Source organism: Nannocystis sp. RBIL2 (assembly GCF_026626745.1).
In the GTDB taxonomy this organism is placed as follows: domain Bacteria; phylum Myxococcota_A; class Polyangia; order Nannocystales; family Nannocystaceae; genus Nannocystis.
The window spans coordinates 5,850,159-5,871,150 of sequence record NZ_JAPNJW010000001.1 but is presented as its reverse complement, the minus strand read 5'-3'; the positions used below and the strand labels follow the sequence as shown (position 1 = coordinate 5,871,150).

Here is a 20,992-nt window from a genome sequence, read left to right as displayed (position 1 = left end):
ATCAACAGCATGCCCGAAGCCAACGTTAACGACGCGCAGCTCAGCGCCGACGAGCGCTACGCCAAAGCCGTCCCCGTCGTCCGCTCCTTCCTCGAGTCGGTCCTCGGCCTCCTCGGCGTCGAAGTCGAGGTCGACATCGATGTCGAAGAAGACGGCCTTCACTGCGACCTCAACACGTCGGAAGAGGACGGCGGCCTGCTCATCGGCCGCCACGGCGCCACGCTCGACGCGCTGCAGTACCTGACGCTCCGCGTCCTCCAGGCCGAAGGCTTCGAGCGCATGCGGATCACCCTCGACGTGGGCGGGTACCGCATGCGCCGCGAGAAGAGCCTCCGCGAGCTCGCTCAGGGCATCGGTCAGAAGGTGCTCAGCACCGGCAAGCCGTACCACTTCGACCCGATGAGCGCGATGGAACGCCGCGTCGTCCACCTCGCCCTCGTCGACGTCAACGGCCTGCGCACCGAGTCCGAAGGCGAAGGCCGCTTCCGCCACGTGGTCGTGTTCCCCGCTCGCGACGGCGACCCGCCGCGCCGCGGTGGCAACGGCTACGACGACGCCCGCGCTTGACCCGGCCGCGCGCCTCGCAGAGCCCTGATTCGACGATCGTCGGCGTCGCCACCGGAACCCCCGACGGCGGCGTGGCGATCGTTCGTGTCAGCGGAGCCGAGGCGCGCTCGATCGTCGAACCACTCGTCGAGTCGCTCCCGCCGCCGCGAGTGCTCGCGCGTCGCCGCCTGCGCGACGGCGAAGGCGCGGCCGAGGATGCGCTCCTGGTCTGGATGCCCGGACCGAAGTCGTTCACCGGCGAGGACGTGATCGAGTTGCACGTCCACGCGGGCGTGCGAAACGTGGAGCGGATCGTGGCGGCGCTGCAGGAGCGAGGCGCCCGGGCCGCGGAGGCCGGCGAGTTCACGCGGCGGGCGTTCGAGCACGGGCGACTGAGCCTCGAGCAGGCGGAGGGAATCGCCGCGCTGATCGCCGCGCGCACGTCGGCGGCGATCGATCAGGCACGACGCCTCGTCGCCGGGGAGCTCGGTCGCGAGGTGGAAGCGCTTCGAATTGCGGTGGGAGATCTCCGGGCGGAGGTCGAAGCCAACCTCGATTTTCCCGAAGATGTCGCCGAGGGAGACGTGAGCCGCTGGCGCGAGGAATTGTCACGGCACGAGGCGACGGCGCGAGCGTGGTTGCAGAACTTCGCGGCCGGACAGCGGGCCCGCGAACGTGCGCGCGTGGTGATCGCGGGCCCACCCAACGCCGGCAAGAGCGCGCTGTTCAACGCGCTGCTCGGCCGCTCACGCGCGATCGTCTCACCGACGCCGGGGACGACCCGCGACTATGTAGAGGCGGAGCTGCAGATCGACGGGCTCGAGCTGGTGGTGGTCGACACCGCCGGGCTGCGCGGGGCGACCGACGATGCGATCGAGCACGAGGGGATCGGCCGCAGTCGCGAGCAGATCGCCGGTGCGGAGCTGGTGCTGTGGCTGGAGCCCGCCGACGCGGAGCCGACCGACGTGAGGCCGTCGGAGGCGCTGCGCGTGGAGAGCAAGCGCGACCTTGGGGCCCGTCGCCCGGACTGGCTCGGAGTGAGCGCGCAGAGCGGCGAAGGGCTGGCAGAGTTGCGCGCGCAGATCGCCAGGTCGGTGCGGGGAGACGAGACGGCGCCGTGGATCGGGCTGGCCCGTCACCGCGACCGAGCGTCCGAAGCGGCAACGGCGATGGCCTCGGCGCAAGCGCTGCTCGAGCGCACTGCGCCGCTCGAGCTGGTGGCGTTCGAGCTCGGAGTGGCCGAGCGCCAGCTGGCGGAGATCACGGGGCGCGACGCGCTCGGCCCGGTCGGCGAGGATGTGCTCGGGCGAATCTTCAGCCAGTTCTGCATCGGCAAGTGAAGTGCTCGCCGGACCAGAGTTGCGACGGCGAGCGAAGCTCGCGCGAAGCGGCTTGAGCGGAGCCAAGGGACAGGTCGTTGGACCAGCGAGTCGTCGCGGGGAGACTTGGATGGTGCACCGAGTCAGCTCTGGCAAGCTGGCTGAGCTGAGCGCCCTGCGTCAGCTGCTGGGCGCGGCGCCTCGGGCTGGGCGTCGCGCCCGCGTCTCTGCAAGTTGAAGCGTGAGGCTCGCCCGATGCTCACCCGAGCCAGCCCTGCACCGGCAATCGAAGCTCGGGCGAAGCAGAGCTGAGCTGGTCGAAAGGACAGGTCGTTGGGACCTGGTTCGATCGAAGCTGACCGAAGGGACAGGTCGCACATCTGAGGCGAGCGAGGCCTCAGAGTTGTGCCTGCTCGAAGAGACAGGTGTGAAAAGGCAGGTTGCGACCGGTCAGCGGAGCTCGACCGGCGGCTGCGTATCGGCGAGCGAGAGGCCGAACTGCTGCAGGAGCGTGCGTAGATCGGCCACGAGGCCGTGGATCTGCGCCTCCTCGTGAGCGGCGGTGATGGTGATGCGCAGGCGGGCGGAGCCCACTGGGACCGTGGGCGGGCGGATCGCCTGGACGTGCCAGCCGCGTTCGAGCAAAGCGCGGCTGACGGTCACGGCGAGGTGGTTGGCGCCGATCACCAGCGGGAAGATGGGAGAGGCAGGAGCGGGTCGCTCGAGCGCGGCCGCCAGGAGGCGCGCGTTGGTCCACATGCGGGCGCGACGCTCGTCGCCTTCCGGGCCGGCCAGCATCTCGGCGGCGAGTCGTGCCTGCTCCGCGAGTACAGGCGCGTTGCCGGTGCTGAACACGAAGCTGCGTGCGCGAGTGCGGATCCACGTGCACACCTCGTGGCTGCCGGCTGCGAATGCGCCCGCCAGGCCGAACGCCTTGCCGAGGCCGCCCATGAGTACGGCGGGACGGATCTCGTGATGCCGGGCGAAACCGGCGCCTCCGGGGAAGAGGCCGAGGCTGTGCGCCTCGTCGAGGTAGAGCATGCCGCCGCGGTCGCTGAATTCTCGCAGGAGGGCGGGCTCGGCGGTGTCGCCGTCCATGGAGAAGATCGACTCGGTCACCCACCAGCTCGGGTCGCCGCTGTGGCCCGGGGCGCTGCGGTGCGGGAGGATCTCCGGACGCGAGCGGGCCAGGCGGAGGCCGTCGATGAGGCTCGCGTGATTGAGAGCGTCGCTGAAGACGCGGTCCTCCGGCTCGATCAGCGCCGGCAGCACGCCAACGTTGAGCTGAAAACCGCTCGGAAACAGGACTGCGTCGGCCGCCCCGACCAGCGCGGCGAGCGAGCGCTCGGCGGCACGGTGACCCGGAAGATCGCCGGCCACGAGACGGGATGCGGTCGCACCAGCCGCGTCGACGGTCTCAAGAGAGGCGAAGTTCGCGGGGCGGAGGCGCGGGTGGTTGGCGAAGCCGAGATAGTCGTTGCTGCAGAAGCCGGTGACCCACTTGCCGTCGAGCTCGTAGCGAACCCCGTCGCGTCGACCGATCCGCGGCAACTCGCGGGTGAGACCCTCTTCCTGCAGGGCGGCCAGGCGGCGACGAAGTCGCTGGTTCAACAGCTCGGACATGCTTGACAGAAACGAAGGCTCTTCTTACTCCGCGAGCGTGCAGGGGAGCAACGTCGATGTTGGCCACCGGTTCGAGGCGGCGGCGACGCGTCTCGGGTTCGAAATCGAGGCCGCCGCGGTAGATCGGCTGCGGCTGTTACTGGGGATGTGGCACCGCTTCGGTCGCGCCTTCAACCTGAGCGGGGCGACCGATGAGGCAGGTCTGTTGGGACATGTTCTCGAGGGCTTGCAGGTGGTCGCCCTGGCCCACGAGGTTGGTGTCGAGTCGGCGCAGCGCTGGCTCGACGTGGGGTCGGGCGCGGGATTCCCAGGGCTGGTGATCGCCGCGTGTCTCGAAGTGCAAGTGACGCTGGTCGAACCGCGCGAGCGTCGAGCGTCCTTCCTCGACATGGCGGTCAACCAAATCGGGCGACGAGACTGTCGCGTGCTCCGCGGGCACATCGAAGGATCGGCCTGGCGACCGATCAAGCCGGGGGAGGTGGTGGTCGCAGGCAGCTTCGACTGGGCGAGCGCGCGAGCGGTGTTCGCTCCCGAGGTCTGGGTCGAGCTGGGCAAGCAGTGGGTCAAGCCTGGCGGCGTGGTGGTCGCGCACGTGAAGGCGGAGCGCGGGGCCTTCGCGGGCGAGGTGGCGCGGGTCGATGACGAGCGCTGGTCCGTCCGCGGGGTGCGGGGCGGGTGATTCTTTTAAAAGGTAAAAGAGCCGTGAACGTGCGGGTGCGATCTGGGCAGGTCGCGGCCAAGCGCCGGATAGCGTTCGATCGGTGGGGATCTGAGGGTCGGTGGGGGCGAGGTTGCGCGGGTCGATGGCGAGCGCTGGTCCGACCGTCCGGGGTGTGAGGCGCGGGTGGAGCTCTGGGGCGCAGGAGTGACCTGAGCGGCCGGCGGAGCGCGAGTTGGTCTTCGTTTTCCTGGGGCCGTGGCCGAATCGGGCGAGGTGGCGCGGCTCCATGAGGAGTGCTGGTCCGGCCCTGGCGAGTGAAAGTTCTTCGCCGTGAGCGAGGCGAGGGTGGGCAGCGAGATGCGGCCGATGGGGTGCGCGCCGGTTGCGGCCAGTCCTGTCCACGCAATTGCGAGCGACGTTTCGCTCCGATGGTCTGGCGGGACCGGCACCTTCAGGCGAGGGGCGCGGGGGGTGCGAAGATGGTCCATTCGCGGAATCAGGGGGTGAAGTGATGCCTCGTAATGAGGGCGCGACCCGGCCGATGGGGACGCGGGCGGTGGCGGGAGGCCCTCGTCGAGAGGGAGTGGTTCTTGCTTAGGGAACTGCTTCGCGGGCGGCGGGTGAGGGTTGATTGGGGGAGCATGGATGTGGGCGGATGGATGTTCCACGTGGAACGTTGAGCGCGCGTGGCGGGCCCTGCAACGGTCGGCGTCGGGGCTGATCGGAGAGGGGTTGCGAGGGGGGTAGAGCAGCCCCCTTCCGCGTGGGCCCGATTGCTGGCGGGTGCATCTCGGCAGACGTGCCCCGTTGGCTGTTGGCAAGCGGGTTCGGGTAACGGAAGGGGGCAGGGCGACGCTGGTGGGCGAGCGGCGCCCGCCGATTACGCCGCCGCCGGGCCGCGTTTGTCGCTCCCGAGCCGATGGGGTGGGCGAGGGTCAAGACGGTAGGGCGCGCCACCCGGGAGGGAGACAGGCGCGCAAAGGAGAGGCGGCCGCCAGCGGGGCCTGGACCTCAAGACGCAGGGAGGTGCTGGCCGCCGCGAGCGGCGGCGCCAGCGGGTGCACATGAGCACGAAGTTTAAGTCAGTGCTCTGCCGGCGCGCCCCGGCATGGACGACGCTTGCCTTGAGCACTGAGCAGGACTTGGGTGCGAGGGAGACGCCACCAGAGAGCGCAGAGCAGGGGGCCGGGTCGGCTTGGCAAGCGCGAGAGCGAGAGCCCTTTGAGCTGCTTGCTCATGCAATAGCGGGTGCCCGATGGACTCCGAGTGGTGCGGCTCGATGGGCGCTAAGGGGGCGTCCAATCGGACAGGTTTCACGTGGAACACTGGGTCGCGCGGCACAGTGTGGCAGCCGGCAGGAGCAGCTCTGCTGCCACCTCGCTGCCGGAGAACGGGACGCCGAGGAGCTCGAGGATCGCGGGGGCCTGCGATTCACGGCCGCGCCGCTGAAGCCCTCGGCGAGGTCGAAGACGCCGATATCGGGCGACTGAACGCGATTCGACGGGGATGCGCGAACCGGCAATGCGGGGGCTGCCGGCCTGGCGAGCGCCGAGGGCGAACTGCGAATGGCCCCACTGCCCAGGATCGGCTCGCGCGGGTGAGAGCGTGGCGGAGTCCCGACGCCGGGCGAGGACGTCGCCCGGCGCCGCGTCGCCGAACCGGGGTGCAGATGGCGTCGGACCGCCGACCGCGGCGGTCTGGGCTGCGCCGCAGGGAGGACGTGGCGGCGGCGACCGGTGCGCGCGCGTCTGTCGGCTTGGTCTCTATAATGAGCGGCTGGCTCGTGACCGAAGGTATCCGCTGCCAGGCGGCGCTCCGTTGGGCGGGCCGATGGGACGCGGGGGAATTGCGCGCGCCCGGCAGATTACGGGCACAGGTGGACCGGGCCGCTGAAATAGCCCTCGATGAGAAACTGTGTGCAGCCGCTTTGGAGGATGCGACCGGCGCCTTGGCCGCGGCTCACCGTCGAGGAGGATCGCTACGTTTCTGAGGGCGGCTAAGAACGCAAGCTCTCGTTGCCGGAACCGGACCGGCGGAGGGGCAATCGGTTGGCGGGGCGAGCTGGGGGGAGGCTCATGTTGCCGATGCCTGATAGTAATCAGCCCATGGTGGCCGGCCGGGCGTCGGTGTTTCACGTGGAACGTTGACTAGGCGAGCGCGTAGCGAGCGAACTGCCGAGCTTGTCCCGATGTGACCGGTACCTGGGCGGTGAATCTGGGAAGCCTGAGGGGGGCGCGCCGACTGGAGGGGTGCTTTCCTGCGTGGGCAAGTACAAGCCTTCGACAGGCGAGCCCGCGCTGGCCGGCGCGCAAGAAGAAGTCAAGGCCGTGGAACGGATGTTCCACGTGGAACACTTGGCTTGGCTCGAAACCTGGACGTTCCACGTGGAACGTTGCCGATGGACCAGCCCCCAGCAAGGGCGCGGCCGGGCTCGGGTGCGAGCCAGAATTGGGCGCGGGCAGCGGGGGCGCGTAGCGCTTGGTCTGGAGGAGCACGGCCAGACTCGGGTGCGTGCCAGGGATGGGCGCGAGCAGCGGGTCGCGTAGCGCTCGGTCTGGAAGGGGCGCGGCCAGGCTCGAGTGTGCGCGGGGGCCGGCGCGAGCAGCGGAGCCTGCCGGGCTCGGACCGGAGCGTCGCAGCGTGGACTCGCCGGAGCAGCTCAGGGGATGGCGGCCGAGGGGCAGCCGGCGAGGTGCTCGTCGGGTTCGGGGAAGCGTTCGGCTGCGAGCCAGGCGGCGGCTTGCAGGACGCGGGTGCCGGCTTCGGCGTGGCCTTGTCGGCACCAGATCCACCCGAGAGTGTCGAGGTAGCTGGCGTTGAGGTGGTTGGGCTGGAGCGCGGCGAGGGAGAGGGACTCGGCGCGGTCGAGCTCGACGCCGTCGAGGGCCAGCTGGTAGGCGACGGCGTTGCGGAAGTTTGCGTTCTCCGGGTCGCGCTCGAGTCCTCTATTAAAGAGGATGAGGGCGTCGGCGGGCTGCTCGTCGGCGAGCAGGCGGAAGCCGAGGATGGCGTAGTAGTTGGTGCGGTGAGTCGGGTGCGCGCCGAGCCACGCCAGGCCGCCGAGGAGGAGCGCGAGCGCGAGGGAGAGGGCGGCTTTGAGCCAGCGTGCGCGGGCGACCCAAGCGCCTCCGAGCAAGAGGCCGGCCGCGAGGCCGCCGAGGTGTCCGGCCTGCGCGATCCCCGGGATGGCGAGGCCAAGGCCGAGGCAGATCAGGATCAAGACTGCCAGGCTGGTCGCGGAGATCGGCGCGAGTTTTTCCTGGAGATCGACGGAGCCCCAGCGACGCGCGAGCCACAGCGCGCCGGCCTCACCGAGGATCCCCGCCGACGCGCCGAGGACGATCGGCGACTCGCACCAGGCGAGCGAGGCGAGTGCGCCGCCGATGCTCGCCAGCGTGAACAGCGCGAATGTGCGGAAATGGCCCCAGGCTTCTTCGATCCACTCGCCGACCGAGAGCAGGGCGACGCTGTTGAGCACCAGGTGGAGCAGGCTGCCGTGCAGGAGGCCGGTGGTCGCCACGCGCCACCACTCGCCGTCCAGCCACACGCGCGAGAGCTCGAGGGCGCCGAGCTGGCGGAAGATGTCGGTGCTGTCGGTGAGGCTCAGGCTCCAGAGACTTCGCAGGGCGGTGTCCAGCGGGTCGGCGGCCTGCGCGAGGGTGGCGACGAAGGTGATCGCGTAGAGGACGATGCACACGCCCAGCAAGCCGGCCGTGACCGGGGCGCGGCGGAGACGGACGCTCAGCGGCTCGGGCGGGGGCGGCAGCGCGGAGGGCGGGGGCTTCGCACGGAGCGCTCGGGGGTCTCGCGGCGACGTGTCCTCTGCGACATGTGACGGCACCCCGGCCACGGCGACAAGCTAGCAGAGAAACCCTGCGCGCGGGAAACACGAGAGGCGCACTAACGTCCATGGCCTTTGGGACATATTGGGCCGCCAGCGCGCGGCGCGGCCGCTTGCCGCCCGGTTCGCGGGGTTGCTATCGTTTTACGAGCCGTGGGGAAGTCGGGGCGAGCAGGCGCGTCGTGGAGCCGGAGAGCCGGGGGCTCTCGCGCAGGTGAAGGCACATGGCCCGGCAGAACCTGCTGATCGTCGACGCCGACGCACGGACACGGCGGGTGCTGGAGGTCAGCCTCCGCAAGGCGGGCTACAGCATCACGGCGGCCGAGAACATGCAGCAGGCGCTGCAGTTCCTCGATCTCACCGACCCTGAGCTGATCGTGTCGGATACGCGGCTACCCGACGGCAGCGGCTTCGAGTTCTGCCGGATCGTCAAGAGCCACGCCAAGTGGGGCCAGATCCCCTTCATCTTCCTGACCTCGGCCACCGAGCTGGAAGACAAGGTCCACGGGCTCGAGCTCGGCGTCGACGACTACCTGACCCGGCCGATCTACGTCAAAGAGATCATGGTCCGCGTGAAGATGCTGCTGCAACGAAAGCAGCAGGAGCGGATCGGCAAGAAGGACGCGCGCACCAAGTTCAGCGGGCAGCTCGCCGACATGGCGATCGTGGACTTGATGCAGACGATCGAGATCTCCCGCAAGAGCGGGACGATCGAGTTCGAGACGGACCTCGGTCCGGCGGCGGTGTGGTTCCGCGACGGGCGGCTCATCGACGCGCAGATGGGGCGCCTGCAGGCCGACGCGGCCGTGTTCCGCCTGCTCGGGCTCAGCGACGGGCGCTTCGAGGTCGAGTTCAAGTCGATCAGCCGGGTGCCGACGATCGAGGAGTCGACGCAGAGCCTGCTGATGGAAGGGATGCGCCGGGTCGACGAGTGGGGCCGCCTGCTCGAGGGCCTGCCGCCGCTCGACCACGTCCTCATCATCGACATCAACATGGCGTCGAAGTCGGACATGGAGCTGACGCCGAAGCAGCAGACGATCCTGCGCCGCTTCAACGCCAAGCGTTCGATCATCCAGGCGATCGACGACTCGGGCCTCGACGACCTCGAGGCGCTCGAGTACGTCAGCGAGCTCTACTTCAAGGGGTTGCTGCTCGAGCCGGGCGAGTCGTCGCTGGAGGAGCGGTCGCAGGAGACGCCCGTCGAGGGGAACCTCGAGCTGTGGGATCTGCACAGGGCGACGTCGATGGCGATCCAGGTCCCGCCGTCGCTGGCTGCGCAGCCTCCCGAGGCGGTCGCCGATCTGCCGCCGCTGCCGAACTACCCTCAGCCGTTCCCGGGGGCCAGCGGGGCGGAGCACGACGACGTGCTGGTCGGCGGAATTCCTGACGAGTCTCACGGGCCAGGTGACTCGCCAGACGAGGGGGCGGTGGGTCATCCTGATCGCGTGACCGATCGCCTGGGCCCGTTCACGATCGCGTCGCCGATGGGAGCGCCGAGCGCGGAGGCCGTCGGTGAGCTGGTGATGCCGCATGACGTGCCGGCGCCGCGGGCACGGCCCTCGTCGTCGGTGATCGTGCATCGGCGCGAACACAGCGGGGCGATCCCGACGGTGGGCGCGCTCGAGTCGTCGTTCAGCGGGAATCAGCCGTTGCTGTCCGACAGTGCGGCCGACCTGGGTCGCCTCAACGATCTGGTGGCGCAGACGCTGGCGATGAACTCGGGGGTGACGCCGGCGCCTGCGCCGTCGCAGCTGTCGGCGGCAAACTTCGCGGTGGCGGCCGAAGAGGTGCCGCGGCGGCGCTCGCTGTGGCCGTGGGGTTTGATGGCGGTGGGGACGGCGGCGGCGATGGCGGCGCTGTTGTGGCGACCGACGGCTGCGGATGTCCCGAGAGACAGGTCGGTCCAGGCGGTGGCGGGCAAGCCTGCGCCGCCGGAGCCGGTGGGAGCGAGCGAGCCGGGGCCGGCGAAGGCGGAGCCGACGAAGGTGGAGCCGACGAAGGCGGAGCCGACGAAGGCGGAGCCGCCTGCTCAATTGACGCCGCCGGCGCCCGAGCCGCCGGCGCCGACGAAGGCGGAGCCGCCGAGCGCGGAGACGCCGCCGGAGCCGTCGGCGATCTCGCCGGAGCAGCAGGCGAAGCTCGAGCAGGCGCAGAAGCAGTACAAGAACGGCAAGGCGAAGGACGCCGAGGCGACGCTGGTCGAGCTGGTGACGGAGGCGCCGCGCTACGCGGAGGCGCAGGCGCTGCTGGCCAACGCGCGGCTCGATCAGGGCAAGTTCGCGGAGGCCCTGCCGGCGGCCAAGGCCGCGGTCGAGGCCGATGCGAACCTGGCCGACGCGCAGCTGGCCCTCGGGGTGATCGCGGAGGAGCTCGGCGAGGTCGCGACCGCGGTCCACGCATACGAGCGCTACCTTGAACTGGACCCCAAGGCGCGCTACGCCAGCACAGTCCGCGCGCAGTTGCGCTCTCTCCAGCGCAAGCTCCCTGCGCCGTGACCGACCTGGTCGATGGCCGCTCCTCGCATCCTCGCGCTTGAATCGTCGTGTGACGAGACGGCCTGCGCCGTGGTCGAGGGGCTGTTCGTGCGCGCGAGCGTGGTGGCGTCGCAGGTCGAGCTGCACGCGCAGTTCGGCGGGGTGGTGCCGGAGCTGGCGAGTCGGCATCACTTGACCGCTGCGGTGCCGGTGGTCCGCGAGGCGCTGGCGCGCGCGGGCGTCGGCTTCGAGTGGTTCGACGCGATCGGCGTGACCGAGGGGCCGGGGCTGGTCGGCGCGCTGCTGGTGGCGGTGCAGCTGGCGCGCGGCCTGTCCCTTGCGACAGGTCTGCCTCTGGTCGGGGTGCATCACATGGAAGGCCACCTGGTGTCGCCGTTCCTCGGTGACGCCGACTCGCCGCCCGCCGAGTTCGCGCCGCACCTGGCGCTGTCTGTGTCGGGCGGGCACAGCGAGTTGGTCCACGTGCAGGCGCTCGGCCGCTACGAGGTGCTGGGCAGCACCCGCGACGACGCGGCCGGCGAGGCGTTCGACAAGGCGGCGAAGCTCCTCGGGCTCGGCTACCCGGGCGGGCCGGTGATCGATCGACTGGCGGCCGACGGCGATCCGACCGCGGTGCCGTTCCCGCGGGCGATGCTCGGGTCGCGCGAGAACCTCGAGTTCTCGTTCTCGGGGCTCAAGACCGCGGTGGCGGTGTACGTCGATCAACACGGGCAGCCGTCGTCGCGGCAGGCGTTGGCCGACGTGTGCGCGTCGTTCCAGGCGGCGGTGGTGGCGGTGTTGGTGGCGAAGCTCCGCGCGGCGCGACGACGCGTGGGGACTTCTCTGGTGACGATCGTCGGCGGTGTGTCGGCGAACAGCGGGCTGCGAACAGCGCTCGCGGAGGCGGCAACGCGCGACGGCTTCACGTTGCGCGCGCCGCCGCTGCGCTACTGCGGCGACAACGCGGCGATGATCGGCGGGGCGGCTGCGCTGCGCTGGGCAGCCGGGCTCCGCCGCGAACCACCGGTCGAGGTCTACGCGAGCCTGGCGCTCGACGAGGGGCGGGCGCGCGATGGCTGAGCTGGCCCCGGGGACAGGTTTTAGAAGGTGTCCGCAGGGACAGGTCGAGGGAGCATGACGATCGATTCACCAGGGGCGCTGCTCCGCCGCTACGGCCTGCACGCGCGTCACAGCTGGGGGCAGAATTTCTTGATCGCGCCCGAGGTCCACGCAGCGATCGCGGTGGCGAGCGGGGCGCGGCCGGGGCGGCGGGTCATCGAGATCGGTGCAGGCCTGGGGACGCTGACGGACCGCTTGCTGGCGACGGGCGCGGAGGTGTGGGCGATCGAGCGTGACCGCGATCTGTGCGCGGTGCTGCGGGCGGAGCTCGGCGAGCGGCCGAATTTCACGCTGCACGAGGCGGACGCGGTGCGGTTCGACTACGCGGCGGCGATCGCCGGGCAGGCCGAGCCGGTGGCGATCGTCGGCAACCTGCCGTACCAGCTGACGGGTCCGCTGCTGTTCGCGCTGCTCGAGCAGGCGCCAGCGGGCGGGCCGTGGGTGGTGATGGTGCAGAAGGAGGTCGCCGACCGGCTGTGCGCGCGGCCTGGCGAGGACGATTACGGCGGGGTGACTGCAGTGCTGTCGCGCGTGCGGACGATCGCGCGGGTGCGCAACGTGCCGCGAGGCTGCTTCCTGCCGGCGCCGCGGGTCGATTCGGCGGTGATCCGTCTCGACGCCCGACCGGAGCCGCTCGGGGCGGTGGCCGACGAGGCGGGGCTGCGGCAGCTGGTGCGCACGGCGTTCCAGCAGCGACGCAAGGTGCTGGTCAACTCGCTGGCTGCGCTCGGGAGCCGCGCGGAGGCGCAGGAGTGGTGCGCGGCTGCGGGGATCGATCCGGGGGTGCGGCCGGAGACTCTGGGGCCGGAACAATTCGCGGCGCTACAGCGCGCGAGGGAGGCAGCCGGTGCCGGAGCTGCCTGAGGTCGAGTCGGTCCGCCGCGGGCTGCAGGCGGCGCAGCTGCGCGCGCCGGTGGTCGAGGTGTGGCGCAGCACGTTCAAGCTGCGGGTCGGCAAGAGCTGGGCGGCGGAGAATCTCGCCTGTCTGAAGGACAATGTCCCGAAGGACATCCGGCGGCGCGGCAAGTACATCGTGTGGGAGTTCGCGGGCCCGGGCGGGGAGACGAACGGGCTGGTGATCCACCTGGGGATGAGCGGCCGCTGCGGGGTGACGACGGCGGCGCAGCCGAAGGTGACGCACACCCACTTCGCGCTGCGCATGGCCGACGAGCGCGAGGTGCGGCTGGTCGATCCGCGCCGCTTCGGCGGGCTGCGGGCGGGGCCGCTGGCAGAGCTGATGGCGAGCGAACCGCTCGGGGCGCTGGGGCCCGAACCGCTGGACCACGGGTTCGGCGGGACGGTGCTGGCCGAGCGGCTCGGGGCGTCGCGCCGGCCGATCCGCGACGCGCTGCTCGACCAGGAGGCGATCGCCGGGCTCGGCAACATTTATGCGGTCGAGGCGCTGTTCGCGGCGGGGATCTTCCCGCTGGTGGAGGCGCAGCGGCTGCACGCGAGCGCGTGGGAGCGACTCGCAGGGACGATCGTGACGGTGCTCCAGCGAGGGATCGACAACGGCGGGACGACGCTCAAGGACTTCCGCAACGTCGAGGGCGAGGTGGGCCGCAACCAGGACGACCTGCGCGTCTACGGACGGGCCGACGAAGCCTGCCCGCGCTGCGGGGCGAAGCTGGTCGGATTCGTGTCAGGCGGGCGCAGCGGGGCGTATTGCCCGCGCTGCCAGCCGCGACCCCGCACGCGCCTGGTCCGCTGAGCCGCTCGCGGCCGCTTTGGCCTGAGTCTTGCCAGAGCGCTGGGGGTGGGCGCACACTGGGGGCCGCCATCGAAGGCATGGACGACCCGCACCGCAACGGCCGCCCGCCCGAGCCGCGCAGCGACGAGGCGCTGATGCTGAGCTTCCGCGACGGCGACGCGCGGGCGTTCGAAGAGCTAGTCGCGCGCCACCGCCGCGGGCTGTTCAACTTCCTGCTGCGCAGCGTGCAGAACCGCAGCCGCGCCGAGGAACTGCTGCAGGAGGTGTTCCTCCGGGTGGTGCGCTCGAAGGACCGCTACGAGCGCACGGCCAAGCTGACGACCTGGCTGTACACGATCGCCAGGAACCTCTGCGTCGACGAGAGCCGCCGCGCGAAGTTCCGCCGCACGACGTCGCTCGACACGCCGCGCCGCGGGGCCGACGACGAGGGCCCGGCGATGGTCGAGACCGTCGCGGCCGACGACGTGCCCACCGACGATCGCGCCGCTGCCCCGCAGATCCGCCAGCGGATCGCCCGCGCGATCGACCTGCTGCCCGAAGACCAGCGCGAGGTGTTCCTGATGCGCCAGATCAACGGGCTCTCTTTTAAAGAGATCGGCGACATCGTCGGGGCGCCCGAGAACACGGTCAAGAGCCGCATGCGCTACGCGCTCGAGAAGCTGCGGCAAGACCTGGCCGACTTTAATGCTTGAGGTAGCGAAGGACATGTCCTTCGCTACAGGGTCTAAAGAGCATGCGTGAGTGGACATGTCATGAGAGACATGGCTTCACGAGCATGTTGTGAGAGACATGAGCGAAGAGACAGCCTCGCGGTCTCGCGCGACCCGGGTCAGTCCGCCATGAGCGAGAGCTGATCGCCGGCGTCGACTTTCTCGGCGCCCCAGCTCTTGCGGGCCTCGGGCGGGAGGCGGGCGTGGACCTTGTTGTAGGCGTCGAGGAAGCGGCGGGTGGCCTTGTTGAGGTAGCCGCCGCCGGCGATCGGGCCGAAGTCGGCGGCGTAGCGGGCCGCGATCGCGGAGAAGGCCTCGTCGCGGGCGTGCTTGGCGACGATCGAGGCGGCGGCGACTGCGACGTGGGCCGACTCGCCCTTGTCGACGGCGCACAGGCGCGGGTAGCTGCGCTGGAGCGGCGTGAAGATCCGGCAGCCGTCGGCGATGATGTGGGCGTCCTCGGGGGTGCCGGCTTCGGCGAGCAGCCTGAGCGCGGTGTTCTGCTCGAGCACGTTGAGCTGGCCGCGGTAGGTGTGCTCGTCGATGACGTCGACGTGGATCTCGACGCACACGCACACGCGCGCGAGCCGGCGGATCTCGACGGACAAGCTGGCCCGAAGTTCCTGTGCCTTGGGACCTGCCCCAAAACGCTTGCTGTCCTGCACGCCGAGGCCGCGCAGCTTGGTCGCCGCGCGGCGGTCGAGGGACACCAGCGCCAGGGTCATGGGGCCGAGGATCGGGCCGCGACCGGCCTCATCGAGGCCCCAGGCGGGCCAGGTGTGTTCAAGGCTCATGGCTCGAAGCCGGACAATAGCGCATCGCCGCGCGCGTGGAACAGGGCAGACCCGAGGACCGGGGGCGCCTGCGGGGCGGCAAAAATGTAGACAGAGGCGGCCGGACGCGAGGCGCGAGCCAGCGGAGCGCCGCGGGCTGCGCGCGGCCCGGCCGGCCTCGCCGCGGTCGGCGGCGAACGCTGGGGCGGGCCTGACTCGAGGTTCGAACGCAGGGGCGACTGTTCGAGGGCCCGAGGCGACGCCAGTAAGGGCGACTCGAAGGTCGCGGATCCCCGAGCAGCGCGTCGGTGTTGGCGCGCGCTCGGGGATTGGGTCGAGGCTCAGGGGGCGACTTGTTCGAGGCCCGAGAGCAGCGCGTCGACACCGGCGAGGGTCGTGGCGCGCAGGCGCAGGGCTTCGGCGCTCGGGGCCGAGGCGGTGCGGTGCTGCATCTGCGCGATGCTCTGGCGGATCGCCCGGACCTGGCCGCGGATGAACTTGCGCCAGCTCGCGGCGACCGGGGCGAGCGCGCTGCGGTAGCGCTCGCGCAGGGCCGCCTCGCCCTTGGCGACGCCGTGGCCGTGCTCGTGGATCAGCGAGGCGATGAAGCCTGAAGACTCGAGGCTGTCGAGGTAGCCCTGGGCCCACGGGACCAGGCGGGCCGCGAGGATGTCGGAGAAAGCGTCCGAGTCTGGCTCTTGGGACAGCTCGCCGAGGTCGGCCTGGAGGGCGCGCAGGATGCTGTCCCGAAGGACAGCCGTCAGGTAAGTGACGTCCTGCTCGGTGACGAGGATCTTGCCGCCGGCGCCGGCCCGGAGGACGCCGAGGGCGAGGCACTCGCGGGTGAGAAGGTCGTCGAGGGCGAGGAGCTGGCCGTAGACCTTGTCGCCGAGGGCGACGAGGCGCGCCTCGAGGTGGGTGGGGTCGGAGCCGACGGGGCCGGTCTGGCTGGCGCGGGTCTCGAGGCCGGCGATCGCCTCGCGGACGGCGGTACCGGTGCGGGCGAGCGCGTCGCCGAGGCGGCGGGCGGCGAGTGAGCGCTTGAGCTCGCGGGCGTGGGCGAGGAAGTGCTTTTCGAGCGCGTCCTCGACGGCGCGGAACGGGTCGTCGTGGCGCGCCTCGGGATCGGCCGAGCCGGTGCGCAGCTCGAGCGCATCGCTCGCGCACACCGGGATGATGTCGAGCAGGACGTCGCCGAACTGCTGCTTGAGGTAGTCGGTGAGCTCGGCGCGCTCCTCGGGGTCGAGGGTGTCGACCTTGTTGAGGACGCCGAGGACCTGGCGGCCGTCGGCGCGCATGCTCTTGAGCACGCCCGCCTCCGAAGCCGCGCCGCCGCGCGTGGCCGAGAAGATCCAGATGATCGCGTCGGCCTCGTCGACGAACTCGCGGGCGACCCGCTCGTGGAAGCCGTCGAGCGCGTTGAGGCCCGGCGTGTCGACCACCGCCGCCTCGCCCATGCGCGCCGAGGTGCGCTCGATCTCCATGTGCCGCACCCGGCTCGCCGCCACGTCGTCGAGGCCGCGCAGGAAGGTGTGGACCTCGCCGCGCGCGACAGTGCTGATGCTGCCGTCGCGGTAGTGGACGCGCGCGCCGCCGGTCGGGCCGCGGCGGAAGAAGTTGATCGTGGTGGTGGTCGGCAGGACGCCCATCGGCGCGACGACCTCGCCGAGCAGCGCGTTGACGAAGGTGCTCTTGCCCGAGGAGAACTCGCCCATCACGGCGATCGTCAGCGGCCGGGCCAGGCGCTCGCGCGCCGCGATCACGCCGCTCAGCGCGTCGGCGACGCCGGTGATCGGGACGCCGAGGACGCGGCTCGGGATCGCCGCGAGCAACGCGGTGGCGGCGGCGAGCAGGTCCTCGAGGCGGTTGCTCTGCAGTGGTTGCGCGAGCTGGGCGAGGAGGGCCCGGGCCCGTGCGTGCTCGGGCGCCTCGGTGAGGACCTCGACCAGGTACTCCTGCGCGGCCTCGTGCAGGTTGACGGGCTGGCTGTCCCCGGAGACATGGCTCTTGAGGCAGAACTCGGCGGAGGCCAGGGCCCGCTGGCCGCGCAGCACGCCGAGGCGCTGACTGGCGTCGCGGAGGGGGGAGATCTCGTCGGGGCCGAAGGGGCCGCCGAGGTCGGGCTGGCTGCGGAAGCGCGGCGGCGGACCGGGGAGGAAGTCCTCGCCGGCGCGCTCGTCGTTGTCTTGCAGGCGCCGGCGCGCGTTGACGAGCCGCAGCTCTTCGGGAGCAGACGCGGCGCCGTCCTGCAGGCGCCGGCGGATCAGCGCGACTGTCCCATCGGACAGGAGATCGGCCCGCAGGGCGACGTGGGCCAGCTCTTGGAGGTGCCGCTCCTGCCGCTCGCCGGCGGCCGAGGCAGCGGCGTCGACGAGGGCGTCGAGCACGCTGGCGCGGATCGAGGAGTTCGCGTCGCAGCCGCCGACGGGCCAGGCCGCGACCTCGCACAGGGCCCACAATCGCTTGCGCCGCGGGCTCTGCGGGTCCTGCTGGAGGTGGCGGAGGGCGAGGGCGCGCGCCTCGGCACCTGTCCCGAGGAGCAGGTGAACGCGGACGAGATGCTCCTCCCACTCGGGGCGGGCGGGGACCTTCGCGCGCACTGCCTCGGCGCCGACGCGATCTCCCTTGGCCGCGAGGGCCACCGAGAGGTAGGCGCGCGCGGCGGCGGTGCCCTGGTCGACCTCGGCGGCGGTGTTGCCGAGGTCGGCCTCGCCGGTGAGCCAGGCGATCGCCTCGTCGAGGTGATCCTCGGCGAGCAGCAGCTGCGCGCCCTCGCGGACCAGCAGCGCGCGCAACGGACCACGTGTCCCTTCGGGCAGGCGCGCGCGGGCCCGCTGGAACTCGAGCAGGCCGCGCTCGAAGCGGCCGCGCCGGACCTGCAGCAGGGTGGTGAGGAGGTTGAGGAGGAAGCGAGCGTCGTGGAGGCCCGGCTCGCCGGCGTCCTCGACCAGCTTGCGGCCGCGCCGGAGCTGGTCGAGCGCGGGGTCGAACTCGTCGCGCAGGAGCAGGCGCGTGGCCTCGGCCAGGGTCTCCGGCAGGGCCCGCTCGCCGCGCTTGTTCGGCGGCTCGGCGAGCTCGAGCAGCACACTCAGGTGCGCGTTGCCGGTGAGGACCTGGGCGACGCGGGTGATCGCCAGCGCGAGCTTGAGGTGCGTGTCGCCGGGGCGCTGGGTCAGCGGCTCGCGCAGGCGCGTGGCGGCGCCGGCGTAGTCGCCGGTGAGGCTGAGCTCGCGGGCCTGGGAGATCGCGCGGGCGACCTCCTCGGGCGGGCCTTGCTGGGTGACCTCGCTGAGGATCGTGCCCATGCGCTTGGCCCACCCGCCGAGGGCGGAGCCCATCGAGCGCAGCGGGTTCTTGTCTTCGTCCTTCGGCTTGCGGGTGTCGTCGCTGCTCATCGCGCTTGCTCGGGGGCGATCTGGACCGCGGCGATCTGGGCGCGGAGGTCGGCGAGCCGGGGCTCGAGCGCGCGGAGCTCGGCGGCCGCGGTCTTGCGCGCCTCGCTGGCTGAAGAGACAGGTTGTGGTGCGGGCTCGCTCGCGGGCGGTGGCGTCGGCGGCGGATCGGCCGGCGGCAGCGCGGCGTGCTCGTCGAGGTCGATCACGCGCTGCAGCAGCGACTGCAGCTGGTCGCCGAGCTGACCGTGGGCGAGCACGAGGATCTCCTCCAGCGTGGCGACGTGGTCGTCGACGGCGCGGACCAGCGCCGACTCGAGTTCGCCGAACGCGGTGGCCAGCGCCGACGGGACGCTCTCGCGCGCGGCGGTGCGGACCTCGCGGACGGAGCGCTCGCGCAGGACCATGGTGGCCAGCGGAGCGGCGACCGTCATCACCAGGCCGGTGACGATGTTGCCGAAGTACATCACCGCGGTGCCGGCGATGCCGACGGCCAGAGTGCCGGCCTCGACGAACACCGAGGGCGGGCGGATGTGGATGACCGGGCCGCGCAGGCCGAGGCTGAGCATCGCGGTGGCGAGGCGCCGCTGCGCCTGTTCGCCGCAGGTCTGCATGACCTCGCGCGTGAGGCCCTCGAGCGCGAGGCGCAGCCGCTCGGCCTCGCTGTAGACGAAGTGCATGAGCGCGTCCTGCGAGGCGGTCGGCAGCAGCTCGGCGGTGATGCGCAGGTCGGCGCGTTCGAGCTGCTTGAAGATCGCCTCCTCGAGCTCGCCGCGGAAGTTGGCCAGGTGCTCGCGCGTGCGGGCGACGATCTCGGTTCGTCGGGTGGCGATGGTGGCGCGCTGCTGCTCGACGTCGAGCTGCTGCTCGATGAAGGCCTTGCGCACGGCCTCCAGCTCGTCGCGCACGGCCGCGTGCTCGAGCCGCAAGGCGCGGGCCAGGGTGGCGGCGTGGTGGGCGAGCAGGTCGGCGTTGCGCAGCAAGTAAGTGCGAGCGCGCGGCGGCGACAGGTCGCGGGTCCGGCCGGCGAGCTGCTTGAGGCGCTCGCGCAGGCGCAGCACCTCGCGCACGCCGAGGCTATCCTTGGCCGGGTCCTTGGCGGCGGTGCGCGCGTCGGTCTGGAAGATCTCGAGCGGGCCCGGGATCATGCTCGCGAGCTGGGCCTCGATGTGCGAGAGGACCGCCGGGCGTTCGGCCTCGGGGATCAGGTCGACGCGGTTGAGCGCGAGCAACAACGTGGCGCCGCTGTCGCCGAGCCCGCCGACGGCGATCAAGGCGTCGCGCAGGAAGGCGAGCTCGGTGCGCTTGAGGACCTGCGTGGCGTCGAGGACGAGCAGCAGGGCGTCGCCGCGGGGCAGCTCGCCGCGGCTGATGAGGGTGCGCAAGCGGAGGATGTCGTTGATGCCGGGCGTGTCGATCAGCTCGAGCTCGGGTGGGAGCTGCTCGCTGGTGGTGGTGACGACCAGCGAACCTTCGATCGGCGACTTGCCGCGCGCGAGCTCGGCGAAGCGCTCGGGCGCGAGGACCTCGGAGCCGGCGGCGCCGTGGAGGCGGCGCTCGGTGGCGTCGCCGCGGACCAGCTGGACGACCGCGCCAGTGGTCGGCGTGACGCCGGTGGGCAGCAGCGCCTCGCCGAGGATCGCGTTGATCAGGGTGCTCTTGCCCTGCTTGATCTCCCCGAGCACGAGCACGCGCAGGCGCGACTCGGTGAGGCGACGGGTGGTCTCCTCGAGGACCTGGGCGCCGAGGCGGGGCAGGCCGAGTTGGTCGGCGGCCTGGCGCAGGCCGTCGGCGAGGTGGAGGAGGGCGGAGGAAACGGGGTCCGTGGGAGAGCTCGTCATTACAGGAGCCTCAGTCGCGTGGTGAGGCGCTGATCACAGCGCGCGAGCGGCCAGGCGTCGGCCGGGACCTCGGCGGCGGGAGCGTCCGCCGGCTGCGCAGCGGCGCTGGTCGCCTCGTCGGCCTCGAGCGCCGCGACGATCTCCTCGGGCGAGGCTTGCTCGCGGCGGTGGCGTTGTTGCGAGCGAATGCGCGCGACGACGCGGCTGCGCTCGAACTCTCGCAGGGCGCGCTCGCGCTCGGGTCGCGGCGAGAAGCTCGGGAGCCAGTCGGGCTGCGGGCGGCCGCGCCGGTCGAGCGCCTGCAAGGCGGGTTCGAGCTCGCCCGCGGCGAGCAGCCCGGCGCGGTCGGCCGAGAAAACGGCGACCTGACTCCACGAGCGCAGCGCGGCGCGGACGAGGCCGTGCGTGACGCGGTCGCGCGCACTCATGAGGTGTGCCATGAAGAGGCCGCCGTGGCCGCATTGCAGGTGAGCGAGGCCCTGCGCGAGGAAGAAGGCGCGCACGGCCGGGGCCTCGGTCTGCAGGCGGTCGTGGTCGAGGACGAGCCACGCGTCGCCGCCGCGAGAGTTGGCGAGCGGCGCCACGAGCGGCCACATGCCCGACGCGCGACCCTTCGCAGAGACGAAGCGGATGCCGGGTAAGCCGGCGTGGAGGAGCTCGGCGATCTGGATGATCTCTTGCAGAATCGGGAGACTCTCGGCACCTTCGGGGTACTGTAGGTCCCCCGCGGTCATCAGCGTCGTCGCATGTGTACTCCACCGCAACTCGAGCGCGCGCATGGCGGTTTGAGCCGCCAACGAGTGGCTGAGCCACTGGAAGCGGCGAAGGTCGACGCCGTAGGCGTAGGTGGCGCGGGCGAGGTCCTGCTCGTAGCCGCGGAGCTGACGGCGCTGGACGAAGCGGCCGAGGTCGAGTGGGGAGCTCACCGGAGCGATTCTAGCAGGCGTGTCACGCGATCTGTCGCCGGTCCGGCCGAAAAGCC

At 71.5% G+C, this 20,992-nt stretch carries 14 protein-coding genes; 8 read left to right on the top strand and 6 right to left on the bottom strand.

The annotated features are described in order from the left end of the window. Nucleotides 1–9 precede the first annotated feature (9 nt). Complete coding sequence (locus tag OV090_RS23350; RefSeq protein ID WP_267706422.1) at nt 10–567, top strand: R3H domain-containing nucleic acid-binding protein; 558 nt, start codon at nt 10–12, stop codon at nt 565–567. Further along, a complete protein-coding gene (locus OV090_RS23345) occupies nt 564–1,886 on the top strand; it encodes a tRNA modification GTPase (RefSeq protein WP_267706420.1) in 1,323 nt (440 codons plus the stop codon). The genes OV090_RS23350 and OV090_RS23345 overlap by 4 nt, the downstream gene beginning before the upstream one ends. Before the next feature lie 429 nt (nt 1,887–2,315). On the opposite strand, the gene OV090_RS23340 is transcribed toward OV090_RS23345, so the two are convergent. Continuing rightward, entirely contained in the window at nt 2,316–3,488 is a 1,173-nt protein-coding gene (locus tag OV090_RS23340; RefSeq protein WP_267706418.1) for an aminotransferase class I/II-fold pyridoxal phosphate-dependent enzyme, read from the bottom strand. A gap of 37 nt (nt 3,489–3,525) precedes the next feature. On the opposite strand from OV090_RS23340, the gene OV090_RS23335 reads away from it, so the two are divergent. Beyond that, nucleotides 3,526–4,167, top strand: coding sequence for an RsmG family class I SAM-dependent methyltransferase (locus tag OV090_RS23335; protein WP_267706416.1), 642 nt, complete (start codon nt 3,526–3,528; stop codon nt 4,165–4,167). Nucleotides 4,168–6,808: 2,641 nt separating this feature from the next. Here OV090_RS23335 and OV090_RS23330 read toward each other — a convergent pair. Further along, entirely contained in the window at nt 6,809–7,999 is a 1,191-nt protein-coding gene (locus OV090_RS23330) for a rhomboid family intramembrane serine protease (RefSeq protein WP_267706415.1), read from the bottom strand. 215 nt (nt 8,000–8,214) lie between these two features. Here OV090_RS23330 and OV090_RS23325 point away from each other — a divergent pair, with 215 nt between their 5' ends. The 5 genes from OV090_RS23325 to OV090_RS23305 all read left to right on the top strand — a co-directional run bounded on the left by OV090_RS23325 (nt 8,215) and on the right by OV090_RS23305 (nt 13,986). Further along, nucleotides 8,215–10,485, top strand: a complete 2,271-nt coding sequence (locus tag OV090_RS23325) for a DUF4388 domain-containing protein (RefSeq protein ID WP_267706414.1) — start codon at nt 8,215–8,217, stop codon at nt 10,483–10,485. 12 nt (nt 10,486–10,497) lie between these two features. Beyond that, nucleotides 10,498–11,544: a tRNA (adenosine(37)-N6)-threonylcarbamoyltransferase complex transferase subunit TsaD gene (tsaD, locus tag OV090_RS23320; protein WP_267706413.1), complete on the top strand. Its 1,047-nt coding sequence runs from the start codon at nt 10,498–10,500 to the stop codon at nt 11,542–11,544. A gap of 54 nt (nt 11,545–11,598) precedes the next feature. Next, entirely contained in the window at nt 11,599–12,447 is an 849-nt protein-coding gene (gene rsmA / locus OV090_RS23315; protein WP_267706411.1) for a 16S rRNA (adenine(1518)-N(6)/adenine(1519)-N(6))-dimethyltransferase RsmA, read from the top strand. After that, nucleotides 12,431–13,294 carry a bifunctional DNA-formamidopyrimidine glycosylase/DNA-(apurinic or apyrimidinic site) lyase gene (gene mutM, locus OV090_RS23310; RefSeq protein WP_267706409.1) on the top strand — a complete coding sequence of 288 codons (864 nt, stop codon included), beginning with the start codon at nt 12,431–12,433 and terminating at the stop codon, nt 13,292–13,294. The genes rsmA and mutM overlap by 17 nt, the downstream gene beginning before the upstream one ends. Nucleotides 13,295–13,371: 77 nt before the next feature. Next, nucleotides 13,372–13,986, top strand: a complete 615-nt coding sequence (locus tag OV090_RS23305; protein WP_267706407.1) for an RNA polymerase sigma factor — start codon at nt 13,372–13,374, stop codon at nt 13,984–13,986. Nucleotides 13,987–14,123: 137 nt separating this feature from the next. Here OV090_RS23305 and OV090_RS23300 read toward each other — a convergent pair whose 3' ends face one another. From OV090_RS23300 to OV090_RS23285, 4 genes are all read right to left on the bottom strand, one after another. After that, nucleotides 14,124–14,798, bottom strand: coding sequence for a hypothetical protein (locus OV090_RS23300; RefSeq protein WP_267706405.1), 675 nt, complete (start codon nt 14,796–14,798; stop codon nt 14,124–14,126). Nucleotides 14,799–15,118: 320 nt separating this feature from the next. After that, entirely contained in the window at nt 15,119–18,172 is a 3,054-nt protein-coding gene (locus OV090_RS23295; RefSeq protein ID WP_267706403.1) for a dynamin family protein, read from the bottom strand. After that, on the bottom strand, nt 18,169–20,010 hold the full coding sequence (locus tag OV090_RS23290) for a dynamin family protein (protein WP_267706401.1): 1,842 nt from the start codon (nt 20,008–20,010) through the stop codon (nt 18,169–18,171). The genes OV090_RS23295 and OV090_RS23290 overlap by 4 nt, the downstream gene beginning before the upstream one ends. Continuing rightward, entirely contained in the window at nt 20,010–20,936 is a 927-nt protein-coding gene (locus OV090_RS23285; protein ID WP_267706399.1) for a hypothetical protein, read from the bottom strand. Before OV090_RS23285 ends, OV090_RS23290 begins: the two co-directional genes overlap by 1 nt. Nucleotides 20,937–20,992 lie beyond the last annotated feature (56 nt).

Coding starts and splice junctions, on each gene's coding strand:
- OV090_RS23350 (WP_267706422.1), top strand. CDS start 10: ATGCCCGAAGCCAACGTTAACGACGCGCAGCTCAGCGCCGACGAGCGC.
- OV090_RS23340 (WP_267706418.1), bottom strand. CDS start 3,488: ATGTCCGAGCTGTTGAACCAGCGACTTCGTCGCCGCCTGGCCGCCCTG.
- OV090_RS23325 (WP_267706414.1), top strand. CDS start 8,215: ATGGCCCGGCAGAACCTGCTGATCGTCGACGCCGACGCACGGACACGG.
- tsaD (WP_267706413.1), top strand. CDS start 10,498: ATGGCCGCTCCTCGCATCCTCGCGCTTGAATCGTCGTGTGACGAGACG.
- rsmA (WP_267706411.1), top strand. CDS start 11,599: ATGACGATCGATTCACCAGGGGCGCTGCTCCGCCGCTACGGCCTGCAC.
- OV090_RS23305 (WP_267706407.1), top strand. CDS start 13,372: ATGGACGACCCGCACCGCAACGGCCGCCCGCCCGAGCCGCGCAGCGAC.
- OV090_RS23300 (WP_267706405.1), bottom strand. CDS start 14,798: ATGAGCCTTGAACACACCTGGCCCGCCTGGGGCCTCGATGAGGCCGGT.
- OV090_RS23295 (WP_267706403.1), bottom strand. CDS start 18,172: ATGAGCAGCGACGACACCCGCAAGCCGAAGGACGAAGACAAGAACCCG.
- OV090_RS23290 (WP_267706401.1), bottom strand. CDS start 20,010: ATGACGAGCTCTCCCACGGACCCCGTTTCCTCCGCCCTCCTCCACCTC.